At 67.4% G+C, this 15,945-nt stretch carries 15 protein-coding genes and 1 pseudogene; 9 read left to right on the top strand and 7 right to left on the bottom strand.

Annotation, left to right across the window (positions count from 1 at the left end):
- Positions 1–32 precede the first annotated feature (32 nt).
- Positions 33–737 carry an NUDIX hydrolase gene (locus I2456_RS11855; protein WP_068032471.1) on the top strand — a complete coding sequence of 235 codons (705 nt, stop codon included), beginning with the start codon at positions 33–35 and terminating at the stop codon, positions 735–737.
- A gap of 211 nt (positions 738–948) precedes the next feature.
- Positions 949–2,289, top strand: a complete 1,341-nt coding sequence (locus I2456_RS11850; RefSeq protein WP_068032466.1) for a lipase family protein — start codon at positions 949–951, stop codon at positions 2,287–2,289.
- A gap of 6 nt (positions 2,290–2,295) precedes the next feature.
- Here I2456_RS11850 and I2456_RS11845 read toward each other — a convergent pair whose 3' ends face one another.
- Genes I2456_RS11845 through bioB form a run of 3 tightly spaced genes read right to left on the bottom strand, consistent with a single transcriptional unit; the run spans position 2,296 to position 4,276 of the window.
- Positions 2,296–2,982, bottom strand: a complete 687-nt coding sequence (locus I2456_RS11845; protein WP_371869922.1) for a DUF2567 domain-containing protein — start codon at positions 2,980–2,982, stop codon at positions 2,296–2,298.
- Positions 2,979–3,218: a biotin synthase auxiliary protein BsaP gene (gene bsaP, locus I2456_RS11840; RefSeq protein ID WP_082952279.1), complete on the bottom strand. Its 240-nt coding sequence runs from the start codon at positions 3,216–3,218 to the stop codon at positions 2,979–2,981. The genes I2456_RS11845 and bsaP overlap by 4 nt, the downstream gene beginning before the upstream one ends.
- Positions 3,219–3,226: 8 nt before the next feature.
- Positions 3,227–4,276, bottom strand: a complete 1,050-nt coding sequence (bioB, locus tag I2456_RS11835) for a biotin synthase BioB (RefSeq protein ID WP_068032209.1) — start codon at positions 4,274–4,276, stop codon at positions 3,227–3,229.
- 200 nt (positions 4,277–4,476) lie between these two features.
- On the opposite strand from bioB, the gene I2456_RS11830 reads away from it, so the two are divergent.
- The 4 genes from I2456_RS11830 (at position 4,477) to I2456_RS11815 (ending at position 8,263) form a co-directional block, all read left to right on the top strand.
- A complete protein-coding gene (locus I2456_RS11830) occupies positions 4,477–4,635 on the top strand; it encodes a hypothetical protein (RefSeq protein ID WP_165605713.1) in 159 nt (52 codons plus the stop codon).
- Between the two features lie 115 nt (positions 4,636–4,750).
- Positions 4,751–6,532 carry a hypothetical protein gene (locus I2456_RS11825; RefSeq protein ID WP_068162718.1) on the top strand — a complete coding sequence of 594 codons (1,782 nt, stop codon included), beginning with the start codon at positions 4,751–4,753 and terminating at the stop codon, positions 6,530–6,532.
- Between the two features lie 4 nt (positions 6,533–6,536).
- Positions 6,537–6,902: a hypothetical protein gene (locus tag I2456_RS11820; protein WP_085075685.1), complete on the top strand. Its 366-nt coding sequence runs from the start codon at positions 6,537–6,539 to the stop codon at positions 6,900–6,902.
- On the top strand, positions 6,899–8,263 hold the full coding sequence (locus tag I2456_RS11815) for a hypothetical protein (RefSeq protein WP_085075686.1): 1,365 nt from the start codon (positions 6,899–6,901) through the stop codon (positions 8,261–8,263). Before I2456_RS11820 ends, I2456_RS11815 begins: the two co-directional genes overlap by 4 nt.
- A 6-nt stretch (positions 8,264–8,269) precedes the next feature.
- Here I2456_RS11815 and I2456_RS11810 read toward each other — a convergent pair whose 3' ends face one another.
- From I2456_RS11810 to I2456_RS11795, 4 genes are read right to left on the bottom strand one after another with little or no spacing between them, the layout of a single operon-like run.
- The gene (locus I2456_RS11810; protein ID WP_085075687.1) at positions 8,270–8,779 is read right to left on the bottom strand and encodes a 2'-5' RNA ligase family protein; all 510 of its coding nucleotides are present in this window, start codon (positions 8,777–8,779) and stop codon (positions 8,270–8,272) included.
- Positions 8,779–9,453, bottom strand: a complete 675-nt coding sequence (bioD, locus tag I2456_RS11805) for a dethiobiotin synthase (protein WP_085075688.1) — start codon at positions 9,451–9,453, stop codon at positions 8,779–8,781. Before bioD ends, I2456_RS11810 begins: the two co-directional genes overlap by 1 nt.
- A complete protein-coding gene (locus tag I2456_RS11800) occupies positions 9,450–10,598 on the bottom strand; it encodes an 8-amino-7-oxononanoate synthase (RefSeq protein WP_085075689.1) in 1,149 nt (382 codons plus the stop codon). The genes bioD and I2456_RS11800 overlap by 4 nt, the downstream gene beginning before the upstream one ends.
- Positions 10,599–10,604: 6 nt before the next feature.
- Positions 10,605–11,909 (bottom strand): adenosylmethionine--8-amino-7-oxononanoate transaminase, encoded by a 1,305-nt coding sequence (locus I2456_RS11795; RefSeq protein ID WP_085075690.1) that lies wholly within the window; start codon positions 11,907–11,909, stop codon positions 10,605–10,607.
- Between the two features lie 83 nt (positions 11,910–11,992).
- Between I2456_RS11795 and I2456_RS11790 the strand changes: the two genes are divergently transcribed.
- The 3 genes and pseudogenes from I2456_RS11790 to I2456_RS11780 all read left to right on the top strand — a co-directional run bounded on the left by I2456_RS11790 (position 11,993) and on the right by I2456_RS11780 (position 15,945).
- The gene (locus I2456_RS11790; RefSeq protein ID WP_068032456.1) at positions 11,993–12,436 is read left to right on the top strand and encodes a hypothetical protein; all 444 of its coding nucleotides are present in this window, start codon (positions 11,993–11,995) and stop codon (positions 12,434–12,436) included.
- A gap of 354 nt (positions 12,437–12,790) precedes the next feature.
- Positions 12,791–13,468: pseudogene (gene ripD, locus I2456_RS11785) on the top strand (NlpC/P60 family peptidoglycan-binding protein RipD); the annotation flags it as partial.
- Positions 13,469–13,794: 326 nt separating this feature from the next.
- A complete protein-coding gene (locus tag I2456_RS11780) occupies positions 13,795–15,945 on the top strand; it encodes an acyltransferase family protein (protein ID WP_085075692.1) in 2,151 nt (716 codons plus the stop codon).

The raw sequence follows: 15,945 nt of genomic DNA, 5'->3' as shown, positions 1-15,945 counted from the left end.
ACCCGGGAGGTTTTCGACTTATGATCGAAAACATGCCCCATCGTAGCACCGCGCATGAAGTGCTGGCGGTCGTGTTCCAGGTTCGCGACCTGAAGGGAACCGCTCGTCTGGGGAAACCCCAGCTGAACGTGCTGTTATGGCAGCGTGCCCGCGATCCGCAGAAGGGCGCGTGGTCCTTACCGGGTGGCCGGCTGCGCACCGACGAAGACATGACCACTTCGGTGCGGCGCCAACTGGCGGAGAAAGTGGACCTGCGCGAACTGTCCCATCTCGAGCAACTCGCGGTGTTCTCCGACCCGAACCGAGTGCCCGGCGCCCGTGTCATCGCCTCGACGTTCCTGGGCCTTGTGCCCTCCCCCGCGACCCCCGAACTGCCCCCGGACACGCGTTGGCACCCGGTCGACGCGCTGCCGCCGATGGCGTTCGACCACGGACCGATGGTGACTCACGCCCACGCCAGACTGGTCGCCAAGATGTCCTACACCAATATCGGATTCGCCTTGGCGCCAAGGGAATTCGCTCTCTCGACGCTGCGCGACATCTACGGTGCGGCGTTGGGTTATCAGGTCGACGCGACGAATCTGCAACGCGTCCTGGCCCGTCGCAACGTCATCAGCCAGACCGGCACCATCGCGCAATCGGGCCGCAGCGGCGGCCGGCCGGCGGCCCTGTACCGGTTCACCGAATCCCAGTTACGGGTCACCGACGAATTCGCCGCGCTGCGGCCTCCCGGGTGAGTGCGCTTCGTGGTCGCTGTGACACGCCCCACTGCTCGCGGATGCCTGGATTGGCGTGGGTTACCGGTAAGTTGCTTAAGAGATAATTAAGAAACGGTGGCGTCGATGTGGGCGCTGGGCTAAGTGCCAGTGGCGCTGGACGCTCGTCAGTTGAGTTTGGTCGACGATCAATCGTGCGCCAGAATGCCGAAAGGCCATGAAGGGAGCCTCAATGGTTGAGCTCGGCAACCTGGCAGACGCGCGCGCCGCAGAGTGGATCGGCAAGCCGCCGCACGAAGAACTGCAGCGCAAGGTGCGCCCGCTGCTCCCGTCCGACGACCCCTTCTACCAGCCGCCGCCGGGGTTCCAGCACGCGCAGCCCGGGACGGTGCTGCGCTCGCGCGACGTCGAGCTGGCATTTCTGGGTCTGGTACCGCAGTCGGTCAAAGCGGTCCAGCTGCTGTACCGCACCACCGACATGAACGGTAATCCGGAGGCGACGGTGACCACGGTGGTCGTCCCGGCCGAACGTGCGCCCGGCCAGACCTGCCCGTTGTTGTCCTATCAGTGCGCGATCGACGCCATCTCCACTCGCTGCTTCCCGTCGTACGCCATGCGGCGCCGGGCGAAGGCTCTGGGCTCGCTGGCTCAGCTGGAGCTGTTGCTGGTCAGCGCCGCGTTGGCCGAAGGATGGGCGGTGTCGGTGCCCGACCATGAAGGCCTCAAGGGATTGTGGGGCGCGCCCTACGAACCCGGCTATCGCGTCCTCGACGGCATCCGGGCGGCGCTCAGCTCCGAGCGTCTGGAGCTTTCTCCGTCTTCGCCGATCGGGCTGTGGGGGTATTCCGGCGGCGGGTTGGCCAGCGCCTGGGCGGCCGAGATGTGCGGTGACTACGCGCCGGAACTCGACATCGTCGGCGCCGTGCTGGGGTCACCGGTCGGCGACCTGGGCAACACCTTCCGCCGACTCAACGGCAGTCTGCTGGCCGGGTTGCCCGCGTTGGTGGTCGCCGCGCTGGCGCACACCTATCCCGACCTGGACCGGATCATCAGGGAACACACCAACGAGGAGGGACGCGCTCTACTGCTGTCGCTGGAAAAGATGACCACCGTTGAGGCGGTCGTCCGGATGGCGCACAAGGACATGGGCGACTACCTCGACGAACCACTGGAAGACATCCTGTCGACTCCGGCCGTCTCGCACGTCTTCGAGACCACCAAGCTGGGCGCCGCGGTGCCCACACCACCGGTACTGATCGTGCAGGCAGTGCACGACTACCTGATCGACGTCCACGACATCGACCTGTTGGCCGACGCCTACTCGGCCGGCGGCGCCGACGTGACCTACCACCGCGACGCGTTCAACGAGCACATGATCTTGCACCCGCTGTCGGCGCCGATGACCCTGCGCTGGCTGACCGACCGGTTCGCCCGCCGCCCCCTCAGCGACCACATCATCCGAACCAAGTGGCCGACCGCGTTCAACCCGATGACCTATGCCGGGATGGCGCGCCTGGCGGTCATCGCGGCCAAGGTGATCACCGGCCGGAAGGTGTGCCGCCGCCCGCTGTGACGGCGCCTAGGACACCGCGGCTTCTGCCGGGCCGGGGCCGGGGGTGACGATGTTTTCCCGTTGCACAGCGGGGACCGGCGGATAGCCGCCCAGGTCGTCGCGCGCGGTACCGGCCGCCATAACCGCGTACACCAGTGACGCCGTGGCGACCGGCGACAGCAGCGTCGCGGCCACCTGCAGCGGCTTGCGGGCGAAGAACACCGGCGGGGCCTGCACCACGTACGTCACCGAGTGCTCACCGGAGGCCAGCGCAACGGTGTCGAAATCGAGTACGCCATAGCGCAGCCGAACCAGCAACACACCCACACCAGCCGCCACCGCGGCGGCGGCCACCAAACCCACCGCCAGGCCGACGACCATCTCGGGCCCGCGGTGTTCACGCCACTGCCAGACCAGGACCGCGGCCACCACCGCGACCACGCCCAGTAGGCCGAGCAGCAAGAAGGGTGCGACGAAGAAGTTCTGCGATTCGCTGCCCAGGTAGTCGTGCACCCGCTCCCCCTGCCGGGTGACGGCCACGACCGCATGAATCGGCGGAGCCATCCACGCCCACACCAGCCCGACCACCACACCGGTCACCGACAAACCGAGCACCACGGCGGTGAGCGCGCGCCTGCGCGACGTGCCAGGTCCCGGCGACGGCTGCACTGGCTCCACCGCGGGCGGCGGCGGCGCCACAGGTTGTTCGGTCACCGCTGTGCCTCCAGATCGGTCGAATCGACTTGGCCGTGCCGGGAGCAGCGCGCCCACCACCCGTCAGGGCGCACCTGCACCACCATGCGGCGGCCGCATTCGGCACAGAAGCGCGGCGGCTCCAACCCCAGCTGCGCTGCCGTCGGCAACGCCGTGCCAGCCCGCTCCCCGGTGTACACGTTGTAAACGCCGGCAGCCACCGGAGCGCCTAGCGGGCCCTTTTCCGATCCCACGATCGCGCTCTCTACAAGCTGGCGTTCAGCGCCTTGATCGGCATCTGCAGGTCGTCGAGCAGTTCCAGATCGGCTTCGGCGGGCCGACCCAGGGTGGTCAGGTAGTTGCCGACGATGACTGCGTTGATGCCGCCCAGGATGCCACGCTTGGCGCCCAGGTCACCCAGCGTGATCTCACGACCGCCGGCGAAGCGCAACATGGTCCGCGGCAGCGCCAGCCGGAAGGCCGCCACCGACTTCAGCGCCTCGGCGGCCGGCAGCACCTCGAGGTCCCCGAACGGGGTTCCGGGTCGCGGATTCAGGAAGTTCAGCGGCACCTCGTCGGGTCCCAGCTCGGCCAGGTCGGCGGCGAATTCGGCGCGCTGCTCCAGCGTCTCGCCCATCCCGAGGATGCCGCCGCAACACACCTCCATGCCGGCATCGCGCACCATCGTCAACGTCTGCCAGCGCTCTTCCCAGGTGTGCGTGGTGACGACGTTGGTGAAAAACGAGCGCGCGGTCTCGAGGTTGTGGTTGTAGCGGTGCACGCCCATCTCGGCCAGCCGGTCCACCTGTTCGGCGGTCAGCATCCCCAGCGAGCAGGCGATGTTGATCTCGACCTCGTTGCGGATGGCTTCGATGCCGGCGGCCACTTGGGCCAGCAGTCGCTCGTCGGGTCCGCGCACCGCGGCCACGATGCAGAACTCGGTCGCACCGGACTTGGCGGTTTGTTTGGCCGCTTCGACCAGGCTGGGAATGTCGAGCCAGGCGCTGCGCACGGGCGACGCGAACAGGCCGGACTGAGAGCAGAAGTGGCAGTCCTCGGGGCAGCCGCCGGTCTTGAGGCTGATGATGCCTTCGACCTCCACCTCGGGCCCGCACCAACGCATCCGAACCTCGTGCGCCAGTCCGAGCAGTTCCTCGAGGCGGTCGTCGTCGAGCTGCAACACCTGCAGCACCTGTTCCTTGCTCAACCCTTCGCCGCGTTCGAGGACTTGCCGGCGCGCTACCGCGAGGATGTCTGGGTCGAACACGCCATCCTGGCCGGCGTCGGTGGTCGGTCGAATCGGCGCTTGAGTCACTAGTACTCCCCTGCAATTTCCGTCGTGCCCCAGTGCGGACACAGCTACGTTCCGAAGGCCGCATGCGGATCGTGGCGACCCGAAGCTATCGGCGGTCAGGCCTAGGGTAACGGTCCCTACGTCGACCTATGCCGCTCGGGCGGTGATCGGCCACCCCGTCTGCACGGGTACGGAGTCGTCCGGCAGAGTAAGTAGTCGCTATGACCACGCAGCACCTCGAGTACCTGGCCGACCAGTACCTCGCCGACCACGGGATCTGGTTGGCGATACCGGCGTTTCTACCGGCGATAATCGTCGTCGGCGTGGTGTTGTATATCGCTATGCGAAACCGGCGAAGCTCGAACCAAAAGCAGGATTGACCAGCGCTGCAATTGGGCATTCGAGGTTCGTCTACGTCAGTCGGGCAAGACATGGGAGGCGATTGCGGTGGAACTGGCAGTGGTTGCGGAGGCGCCGGCGGCCCGCGGGGCCGCGCTGAATCAGGTCATCGGTTTGTCAGTTGCTGCGCTGGTCATCACGCTGATCATGCTGGCCATTGGCTGGGCGCACCGCAATCGTCGCATCACGTGGCTGGAGAGATTCGCTGACTGGCTGGGCGTCAAATTCAGGCGCCCGTCCTGGGTTGCGCTGCCGGTGCTGGTGTACACCACATCCATCATCTGCGCGCTGTTCGGCTTCATCTGGGACGTCAGCTGGCATATCGGAGAGGGCCGTGATCCCGGCCCGCTGGCAAACCCCGCGCATTACTTCATCATCATCGGCCTGTTCGGGATCTTCCTGGGCGGCATGATCGCGATCGTGCTGCCGTTCGACAAGCCCGGCCCCGCGTCGGTGCGGATCACCGACAATTGGCATGCGCCCGTCGGCGGTGTGCTGATGGCCGGGTGCGGTATATACGCGCTTTTTGGCTTCCCGCTCGACGACATCTGGCACCGCATCTTCGGTCAGGACGTCACCCTGTGGGGTCCCACCCACCTCATGATGATCGGCGGGGCGGGCCTGTCGCTGTTCTCGGTGCTGATGCTGGAGTACGAAGGCGGGCGCGCGCTTCCGGATGCTCCTCCGGAGAAGCCGTTCGTCCGGTTCCTGCGTTACCTGTCCTGCGGCGGGCTGTTGATCGGCCTGTCGGTTTACCAAATCGAATACGACTTCGGCGTTCAGCAATTCCGCCTGGCCTTCCACCCCATGATGATCGCCGGCGTCGCGTCGCTCGGACTGGTAGTCGCTCGCATGACGCTCGGCAAGGGCGCGGCGATCATCGCGGCCCTGTTCGCCATCGCCCTGCGCGGTGCGGTCGCGTTCACCGTCGGGCCCGTCCTGGGAGCGCCCCTCAACTGGTTCCCCCTGTATCTCGGGCCCGCGCTGATCGTCGAGCTACTGGCGCTGACTCCGTTGTTCAAACGCCCGATGGTCTACGGCGCCGTTACGGGCCTGCTGGTCGCGACCATCGGCCTCTGGCTGGAATCGCTGTGGATCGGGGCGGTCTACCACTACCCCTGGCCGACCAGCATGTGGGGTGAGGGCCTGGCGATGGCAGTGCCGGTGGCAGTGCTGATGGGGCTGTGCGGAGCGCTGACCGGAATGGTGCTCACCGGCCAGCCCCTGCCGCGCCGTGCGATCGGCATCTCGATTGTCGCGGCGACGGTCGTGGTGATCGGGGGCGCGATCGCGAACGGTCTGCACATCGTGATCCCGAGCAAGAACACCGCAACCATCAAGTTGACGGAACTGCCCAGCGAGCCCGGGAAGCGGATGGTGTCCGCCGACGTCCAGATCAACCCGCCTGATCTAATCAAGGACCAGCCTGACTGGGTGTCGATCACGTCCTGGCAGGGCAAGATGGAGAACAACCGCGGCCTGGTCATCGACCGGCTGCAGAAGGTCGGCCCCGGGCACTACCGCACCACAGAACCCATTCCCGTCTGGGGTTCCTGGAAGACGCTGCTGCGGGTACAGGACGGCTACACGATGACCGCCGTGCCCATCTATGAGCCGGCCGATGAGGCCATTCCGGCCGCCGAAGTTCCGGCCCAGGCTGAGATGACCCGGCCGTTCGTCCTGGAGAACACCATCCTGCAGCGCGAACGCGACCCGAGTGCCCCGGAGTGGCTGTTCACCGTCGGCTCGATTCTGGTGGCCATCTTCACGCTGATGGTCATCGCGGGGCTCACCTGGGGCGCTGGCCGGATCAACGGCGAAACGACCAAGCCCAAGCAGGTGGACGAACAGAAGCATCCGCTACCGGAAGCGGCGTAACTCGATGACCGTAGGACGCACCCTCGTTGCGGCGTGGGCGGGCTTGCTGATGTGTGCGCTTGTCGCCTGCGGCGGCAACTCACCCACCAAGCCCGCCAGCCAGGGCCTCACGATCGACGTCACCATCGCCAACAGCCAGGTCAACCCGACCAATGCCACGCTGCAGGCCAAGGTGAAAGAGCAGATCACGCTGCATGTCACCAGCGATGTCGCCGACGAGGTGCACGTGCATTCGGTGCCGGACCACAAATTCCAGATCGCCGCCGCACCCAACCAGACATTCCAGTTCAGCGTCGACGTCCCCGGCAACGTCGACGTGGAACTGCACCACCTCAAGCGCACGATCGCCACCATTCAAGTCCAGCCGTGACCGGCGGTGCTTCCGCGTCGGTGCTGGCGCATGGGCTCGGCGGGTCCAACGATCTCCCGGTGCCGTACACGTTCGCGTTGATCGGGGCGGCCTGGGCGCTGACGTTCACCTTCGCGTTGGTCGCCCTGGCGTGGAAGCGGCCCCGATTTGATCCCGCCAAGCCGGGGCGCCCCTTGCCCGACGCGGTGACCAGGGTGGTGGATGCCCGGGCCACCCGCTGGGCGGTGGCGGGCGTGGCGTTCCTGTTTGCGGTGTGGGTGGTCCTAGCCGGGGTGTTCGGTCCGCAGACCCAAGCGAACGGGCTGTTGGGCGCGTTTTACGTGTTGCTCTGGGTCGGGTTGGTCGCGCTCTCGTTGCTCTTCGGGCCGATATGGCGCGTCATCTCGCCGATCCGCACGCTCTACCTGCTGCTGCGCAGCTTGCCGGATCGGATCAGCCGGCCACGCCGTGCTTACCCCGAGCGTTGGGGATACCGGCCCGCCGCGGTAGGTCTGTTCGCGTTCGTCTGGATGGAGTTGGCCAGTCCCGATTCCGCCTCGTTGCCTGCAGTCAAGACGTGGTTGCTGGTCTATGCCGTGGTGACGTTGGGCGGGGCGTGGTTGTGTGGTCCGCGCTGGTTGTCGCGCGCCGACCCGTTCGGCGCGTACAGCATGGCAGTATCGCGGCTTTGTCCGTTCCGGCGGAATCCCGACACCGGCAAGATCGTCGTCGGCAACCCGTTCGACCACCTGCCGTCGCTGCCGGTACGCCCCGGCGTGGTGATGATGCTGGCCGTGCTGCTCGGGTCTACCGCGTTCGACAGCTTTTCGGCGGCACCGGCCTGGCGCAACTTCGCCGACGGTGTGGCCCGCGCCGCACACGGCGTTCCGGAGACGCTGACCTCCTCGGCGCTGCGGACCGTTGGCTTGCTCATCTTCATTTCCGTTGTGGCCGTGACCTTTTCGTTGGCCGCACGGGCCACCGGCGGAGTCGACGCCGAGCAGCGCCGCGCCCTGCCCGGTCAGATGGCGCATTCGCTGATCCCGATCGTGGTGGGCTACATCTTCGCCCATTACCTGACCTACCTGGTGGAACGCGGACAGCAGGCGATCATCGCGCTGGCCGATCCGTTCGGTCGAGGGTGGAACCCGTTCGGGCTGGCGCACGCGCACGTGGCGTATGTGTTGTCGATGCACCCCGCGGTGCTGTCGACGATCAAGGTCACCTGCGTGGTCACCGGGCACATCGTGGCGGTCATCGCGGCGCACGACAAGGCGCTGCGGTTGCTGCCGGCGGCACACCAGCTCACCGGCCAGCTCACCATGATGCTGGTGATGGTCGGCTACACGTTCATGGGCTTGTATCTGCTGTTCGGAGGTTAGCCCGCTTCAGCTGATGTGGTACTCGGCGCGCTTGTCGCCGTCCCAACGCCGCAGACCGGCGAAGTGGCCGTCAAGCTGTGCCGGCTTCCCCGCAACGGTCACCGCTTGTCCCAGATAAGCGGCGTCCACCCTGCGGGCCAGGGTGACGTGAGCGGTCCACTGTCCTGGCAGGCTGTTGGCCATCGGTTCGGGCACGAGATGCGGACCGCATAATCGATGCACCTCAGCGTGCAGGTCCAGTAGCTCCCGCGACGGCACGATCAGCCGGGTGAACACCACGTTGGCCCTGCCGAACAGCACCGGCGCGCCGATCATGCAGCGCAACGGCAACGTGTGGGCCACCGCGCGCAGCAGTTCGTCGACGTCCGCGTTGATGCGTTGGGCGACGGCCACCGTCACGTGGGGACGACCCGGCGGTATCCGGCTGGGGATGTCGGCGGCGCCCAACTCGTCCCACAACTGCCGAAGCGCGGATTCGGTTGCCGGGTCGAAGAGCAGCTCGATCGAGTGCACCATCAGCGCACCAGCGTCCGGACCCAGTCGGTGTCGAACGCTGCCGCGCTCATAGCGGCGAAGTCGGTCATCGTGGCGGCCCCGGCCGGCAGTGTCGCCCGCACCGGAGCCAGCCTGCTCAGGGCCGAGCGGTTGGACTCTTCGACCAGCCCGGGCTGGCGCGGCCAGCTGCCGATCACCAATCCAGCGCACGAAACCCCGCGTGCGGCAAGGGATTCCAGCGTCAGTGCGGTGTGGTTGAGGGTCCCCAGTCCCGCGCCCACGACGACCAGCGCCGCCGCGCCCAGTTCGACGGCGATGTCGCGGAGTGTGGCCCCCTCCTCGGCCAGTTCCACCAGCAGCCCACCGGCGCCTTCGACCAGCGTCAACCGGCCGGGGCGGTCCAGGTCAGTGATCAGTTGCACTAGCTGGTCGCGGGTGGGCAACGACATTCCCGCCTGTTCGGCCGCCGCGGCGGGCGCCATCGGCAACGGAAAGCGCGCCAGCCCGGCCAGCTCAGTGACCCCGGAGAGCCGGCCCACCTCGGCAAGGTCGTCATCGCCGTCTTGGGTGCCGGTCTGCGCCGGTTTGCACACCGCGACGTCGATACCGGCCTGCTGGGCATGAGCCGCCAGTGACGCCGTAGCGATGGTCTTGCCGACCCCCGTACCGGTCCCGGTCACGACCAGAACCGTCAACGGCGCGTCACAGACAGCACGTCGGTGAGCACCCGGCGGGCCAACTCGACATCGTCGGGGCTCAGCGATGCCCGCGCGGTCAGCCGCAGCCGGGATGTCCCGGCCGGCACGGTCGGAGGCCGGAAGCAGCCCACCTTGACCCCGGCATCGAGGCAGGCCGTCGCCGCGGAGAGCGCCACCTCCGGATCGCCCAGGATCACCGACACCACCGCCGACGTCGGCACCTCGGGTACATCACACGCCCGAGCCAGCTCAGCGGCGAAGCGCAGCACCGCATCCGGTCGCCACGGTTCGGCCTGCAAGACCCGCAACGCGGCAAGCGCAGCGCCCACCGCCGCGGGCGCCAGGCCGGTGTCGAAGATGAACGGACGCGCGGCGTCGATCAGGTGAGCCCGTACCGCGGCGGGCCCGAGCACCACACCGCCCTGGCTGCCCAGCGCCTTGGACAGCGTCGTCGTCATCACCACATCCGGCGCTCCCGCCAGACCCACCTCGTACAACAGACCGCGGCCACCGCCGCGCACGCCGAGGCCGTGGGCTTCGTCGACGATGAGCAGGGCGCCATGGCGGCGGCACACCGCGTACAGGTCCCGCAGCGGAGCCAGCGCACCGTCAGCGCTGAACACCGAGTCGGTGACCACGACGGCACGTTCCTCGTCCCTACTTGCCAGTGCCGCCGCTACCGCGTCGACGTCGCGGCTCGGCGTCACCACCACCCGGGCCCGTGAGAGCCGGCAGGCATCGACCAGCGAAGCATGCGAGTAGGCGTCGGACACCAATAAGGAACCGGGTCCGGACAGACTCACCACCGCACCCAGATTCGCCGTGTAGCCGGAGGAGAACAGCAGCGCCGAGGATGCGCCGACGAAGTCGGCCAGCTCTGACTCGAACTCCTGGTGCAGTTCGGTGTTGCCGGTGACCAGGCGTGACCCGGTGGAACCCGCACCCCAAACCCGCAACGCCTGTACCCCGCCGTCGATGACGTCGGGATGCTGGGACAAGCCGAGATAGTCGTTGGACGCCAGATCCAGCTCGGTCGCCACGGCGGGACGCGGCCGCAGCGAGCGGCGCAGTCCGGCGTTGCGGCGCTGCCGCTCGACCGTCTCCAGCCAGGCCAGCGGTGACGTCTCGATCTCTGCCTTCATCGGGGTTCAGCCTACGAGTCGCGCCACCTCGACCATCGCCGAGGTGATCTGGGCGATTTGCTCGGGTGGGCAGATGTAGGGCGGCATCGCGTAGATCAAGTTCCGGAAGGGGCGCAGCCATACGCCGCGGTCCAGCGCGGCGGGGGTGGCGATCGCCAGGTCCACCGGGCGGTCGCATTCGATGACACCGATCGCTCCGCACACCCGCACGTCGGTCACCGTCGGCAGCGCGCGGGCAGGCTCGAGACCGGCTGCCAGTCCCGCCGATATCTCTGCAACACGGGCTTGCCAGTCCTGGCTGAGCAGCAACTCGGTGCTGGCCACCGAGACCGCGCACGCCAGCGGGTTGGCCATGAATGTCGGGCCGTGCATCAGGGCGCCTGCCTCACCCGTGCTGATGGTGTGCGCGATCTCGGTGCTGCACAGGGTGGCCGCCAGGCTGAGGTAGCCCCCGGTAAGGGCTTTGCCGACGCACATGATGTCCGGGCTGACGCCGGCGTGGTCGGCGGCGAACAACTCACCGGTGCGCCCGAAGCCGGTGGCGATCTCGTCGAAGATCAGCAGCACCTGGTGACGTCGGCAGATGTCGCGCAGGTCCAGCAGATAGCGCGGGTCGTGGAAGCGCATGCCCCCGGCGCCTTGGACGACGGGCTCGACGACCACCGCCGCGAGTTCATCGGCGTGCCGCGCCAGTTGCTGCTCGAACGCCGCGGTGTAGTCGGGGTCGTAGTCGCGCGGCACATGCGGGGCGAACACCTGAGGCGACAGCACGTCGGTCCACAGGGAGTGCATCCCGCCCCCAGGGTCACAGATGCTCATCGGCGTGAAGGTGTCGCCGTGATACCCGCCGCGCCAGGTCATGAGCCGCCGCTTGGCGGGCAGCTGGCGGCTGCGCCAGTACTGCAGTGCCATCTTCACCGCGACCTCGACCGACACCGAGCCGGAGTCGCTGAAAAAGACGGTGTCCAGACCCGCCGGGGTGATGTCCACCAGCAGCTTGGCCAGCCGGGCCGCCGGCTCGTGGGTCAGACCGCCGAACATGACGTGGTTCATCGCGCTCAGTTGCGCCGCCAGCGCCGCGTCCAGGTCGGGGTGTCCGTGACCATGTATGGCGGTCCACCAGGAACTCATCGCGTCGAGCGCTTGAACCGGCCGGCCGTCGCGGATCAGCGTCAGCCAAGCCCCGCGGGCGGCGACCGCGACCACGGGCCGCACCGCCTCGGCACCGATCGTGCTGTACGGGTGCCACAGATGGGCGGCGTCGATCGCGCTGATCTGCTCGGGGGTCAACCCCGGACTCGCCGCAGCCATGGAGATCGAGACTAATGCAGCCGCACGACGGCCCTGTCGCTGGAAAGTCGCACAAACCCCGCCCATCGGGAAGCATGCATGGCATGGCTTCGCCGAACCAGCCCGACAACGCCCACCCCGGCCCTACCGCCGACTATCCGGTGGACGAAGGCCCGGTCGACCTGCCACCGAAGGTCCTCAAGCTGCGGATCGCCCCGTGGGACGTGTTCTGCACCCTCGCGCTGTTGGGTGTGCTTCTTTACCTGGTCACCAGCACCGGCTGGACGGAGCAGTTGTTCGCCTTCACCGACCGCGTGTGCCTGAACGAAGACTGCCCGCCGGTGCCCTACGGCGTTAACTACTACATCTTTCCGGTGATGTGGGGCGGCATCGGCGCCGCGGTCGCCGCCGCGGTGCTCGGACCGTTCGTCTCGATGTTGAAGGGCTGGTACATGTCCTTCTGGCCCATCATCGCCATCGGCGTCCTGACTCTGGCCTCAGTGCTCGGTTACGCGTTGACCGGCTTCAGCGAGCGTTACTGGCACTGAGCAACGGCACGCGCGGGCATTGCACGCTCTAGACCGAGCGTGCGGTGATGGCGTTGAGTGTGCTGCCACGTCGTCGACACGCCGAGTAGCCCCACCGCAGACGCACAGTCGACGCACAGTCGACGCCGCAGTCACCGTCCGATCACGTTCCGACAAAAAATGTTTGCATCGCTGGCTATCGCTCTTTTGTGTTGTCAGAGTGTCTGTAGTGACTGGTGTGAAATAGCGCGGGCTACCCGACTGCTTCACATGCCCCAATGTCATGCAGCGGCGTTAGCCCCGACGTGGCGGCCAACGCGCGCAGTCACCGCGCGACGGCACTAAGGGTCCCAGGGCCCAGGAGGTTGGAACCCCATGAAACGGATCTCGTCCTTCGCGATCGGCCTGGCCATGCTGGCCGCCCCGATCGCGGCTCCTATGGTGATCGTCCCCGGTGTGGCCGCCGCCGATCCGGCTACCCGGCCGATGGATTACCAGCAGGTCACCGATGCGGTGATCGCCCGCGGCCTGTCGCAGCGCGGCGTGCCGTTCTCTTGGGCCGGCGGCGGTGTCAACGGTCCCAGCCGAGGCACCGGGACCGGTATCAACACCGTCGGATTCGACGCCTCCGGCCTGATGCAGTACGCCTACGCCGGTGCCGGCCTGAAGTTGCCGCGATCCTCCGGTCAGATGTACCGGGTCGGCCAGAAGGTGCTGCCGCAGCAAGCCCGCAAGGGCGACCTGATCTTCTACGGCCCCGAAGGCACCCAAAGCGTCGCGATGTACCTGGGCAACGGTCAGATGCTCGAGGTCGGTGACGTCGTGCAGGTTTCGCCGGTCCGCTCCAGCAACATGGCGCCGTACCTGGTCCGCATCCTCGGCGCCACCAACCAGCAGGCACCGGCACCCCAGGCACCCGCACAGCAGGCGCCCGCGCAGCAGGCTCCCGCGCAGCAGGCGCCCGCGCAGCAGGCGCCCGCACAGCAGGCGCCACTGCCCCAGGCGCCCGGCCAGCAAGCGCCGCTGCAGCAAGCCCCGCTGCAGCAGGTCCCGGGTCAGCAAGCTCCGATGCAGCAGGCCCCGTTGCAGGCCGCCGCCCCGCAGGCACCGCTGCAGCCCGCGCAGCCCGCGGCGCCTCTGCAGCAGGCGCCGCTGCAGCAGATGCCGCTGATCCAGCCGCCTGGGCAACAGGGACCAGTGGTGCCCGCTCAGCAGGCACCGTTGTTGCCCGCGCCCGTCGGCCCGACCGGGTAAGCGCTCCCGGCGCCGCCACCTGCTTCCCCGCCGCGGAGCTGGTGATTCCCAGCCCGCTGAACAGCCACGCCGAGAAGGTGAGCGCCAGGAAGCCAGTGGCGCCTTTCGGTAAATTAACGGAGATCATGCAGACGCTGTCCCCGCCTCCCTCATCGGCTATCGCTACGGCCGGCATGGGTAGGCGGGATGCGGGTTTCTACCGGCATGATCTCGACGGTTTGCGCGGCATAGCGATTGCCCTGGTCGCCGTCTTCCACGTGTGGTTCGGCCGAGTCTCGGGCGGGGTGGACGTTTTCCTGGCGCTGTCCGGATTCTTCTTCGGCGGCAAGATCATTCGCTGCGCGCTGCAACCCACTCCGTCTTTGGCGCCGGTCACCGAAGCGGTCCGGCTGGTCCGGCGCCTGCTTCCGGCGCTGGTCATCGTGCTGGCCGGCTGCGCCCTGCTCACCATCGGCGTGCAGCCCGAAACCCGCTGGGAAACGTTCGCCGACCAAAGCTTGGCCAGCCTCGGCTACTACCAGAACTGGGAACTGGCCAACACGGCGTCGAACTACCTGCGCGCGTCCGAAGCCGTCAGCCCCTTGCAGCACATCTGGTCGATGTCCGTGCAGGGCCAGTTCTACATCGCCTTCCTGCTCCTGATCACCGGCTGTGTCTACCTGTTCCGCGGACCGCTGCACCGCCACCTGCGCACCGTCTTCGTGCTGGTGCTGAGCGCGCTGACGGTCGCGTCGTTCGTCTACGCCGTCTCCGCCCACCAAGCCGACCAAGCGACCGCTTACTACAACAGCTTCGCCCGGGCCTGGGAGCTGCTGTTGGGGGCTCTCGTCGGTGCGCTCGTCCCCTACATTCGCTGGCCCAGGTGGTTGCGTACCGTCGTCGCGACGGTCGCGCTAGCGGCCATCTTGTCCTGCGGCGCCCTGATCGACGGAGTCAAGGAGTTTCCCGGACCGTGGGCGCTGGTTCCCGTCGGCGCCACCATGCTCATGATTCTTGCCGGCGCCAACCGGCAAAGCCGTCCGGACACCAGCGACCGGATGTCGCTACCCAACCGCGCGCTGGCCGCCGCGCCGTTGGTCACGCTGGGCGCGATGGCGTATTCGCTGTACCTCTGGCACTGGCCGCTGCTCATCTTCTGGCTCTCCTACACCGGCCACCGCCGCGCGAACTTCATCGAGGGCGCGGCAGTGCTGCTGATCTCCGGGGTGTTGGCGTACCTGACCAACCGGTTCGTCGAGGAGCCGCTGCGATACCGAAAACCGGCCGGCACGACCGCGTCCGCCGCCGTCCCGTGGCAGCTACGGCTGCGCCGCCCGACGATTGCGCTGGGCTCGGTGATCGCGTTGCTGGGCGTCACGCTGACCGCGACGTCGTTCACCTGGCGCGAGCACCTGATCGTCGAACGGGCCTCCGGCAAAGAACTCAGCGGGCTCAGTGCCCTGGACTACCCCGGCGCCCGCGCCTTGACCGAGCACGTGCGGGTTCCGAAGCTGCGCATGCGGCCCACCGTGCTGGAAGTCAAGAACGACCTGCCCGCATCCACCCGAGACGGCTGCATCAGCGACTTCTTCAACCCTGCCGTGGTCAACTGCACCTACGGCGACACCGACGCCCCCCGGACCATTGCCCTGGCCGGTGGGTCGCACGCCGAACACTGGCTGACCGCATTGGATCTGCTGGGCCGGTTGCACCACTTCAAAGTCGTGACATATCTGAAGATGGGTTGCCCGCTGTCCACCGAGCAAGTTCCGCTGATCATGGGCAACAACGCGCCCTACCCCCAGTGCCGGGAATGGGTGGAGACGACGATGGCCAAGTTGGTCAACGACCGTCCCGACTACGTGTTCACCACCTCGACGCGTCCCTGGAACATCAAGCCGGGCGACGTCATGCCGGCCACTTACACCGGTATCTGGCAGACGTTGTCGGACAACAACATTCCGATCCTGGCCATCCGAGACACCCCGTGGCTGGTCAAGGACGGGCAACCGTTCAATGCCGCGGACTGTCTGGCCAAGAACGGCACCGCTGACTCCTGCGCACTCAAGAGGTCCGACCTGCTCTCGGATTACAACACCACGCTGGATTTCGTCGGGCAGTTCCCGTTGCTCAAACCACTGGACATGTCGGATGCGATTTGCCGGTCCGACGTGTGCCGGCCGGTGGAGGGAAATGTGCTGGTCTACCGCGATCCGCACCATCTCACGCCGACCTACATGCGGACCTTGGCCCCCGAGCTGGGCCGGCAGATCGCGGCCAACACCGGTTGGTGGTAG

The organism is Mycobacterium kubicae, assembly GCF_015689175.1.
Taxonomy (GTDB): Bacteria; Actinomycetota; Actinomycetes; order Mycobacteriales; family Mycobacteriaceae; genus Mycobacterium; species Mycobacterium kubicae.
The sequence above is the reverse complement of the archived record's forward strand: the minus strand, read 5'-3'. Positions and strand labels throughout refer to the sequence as shown.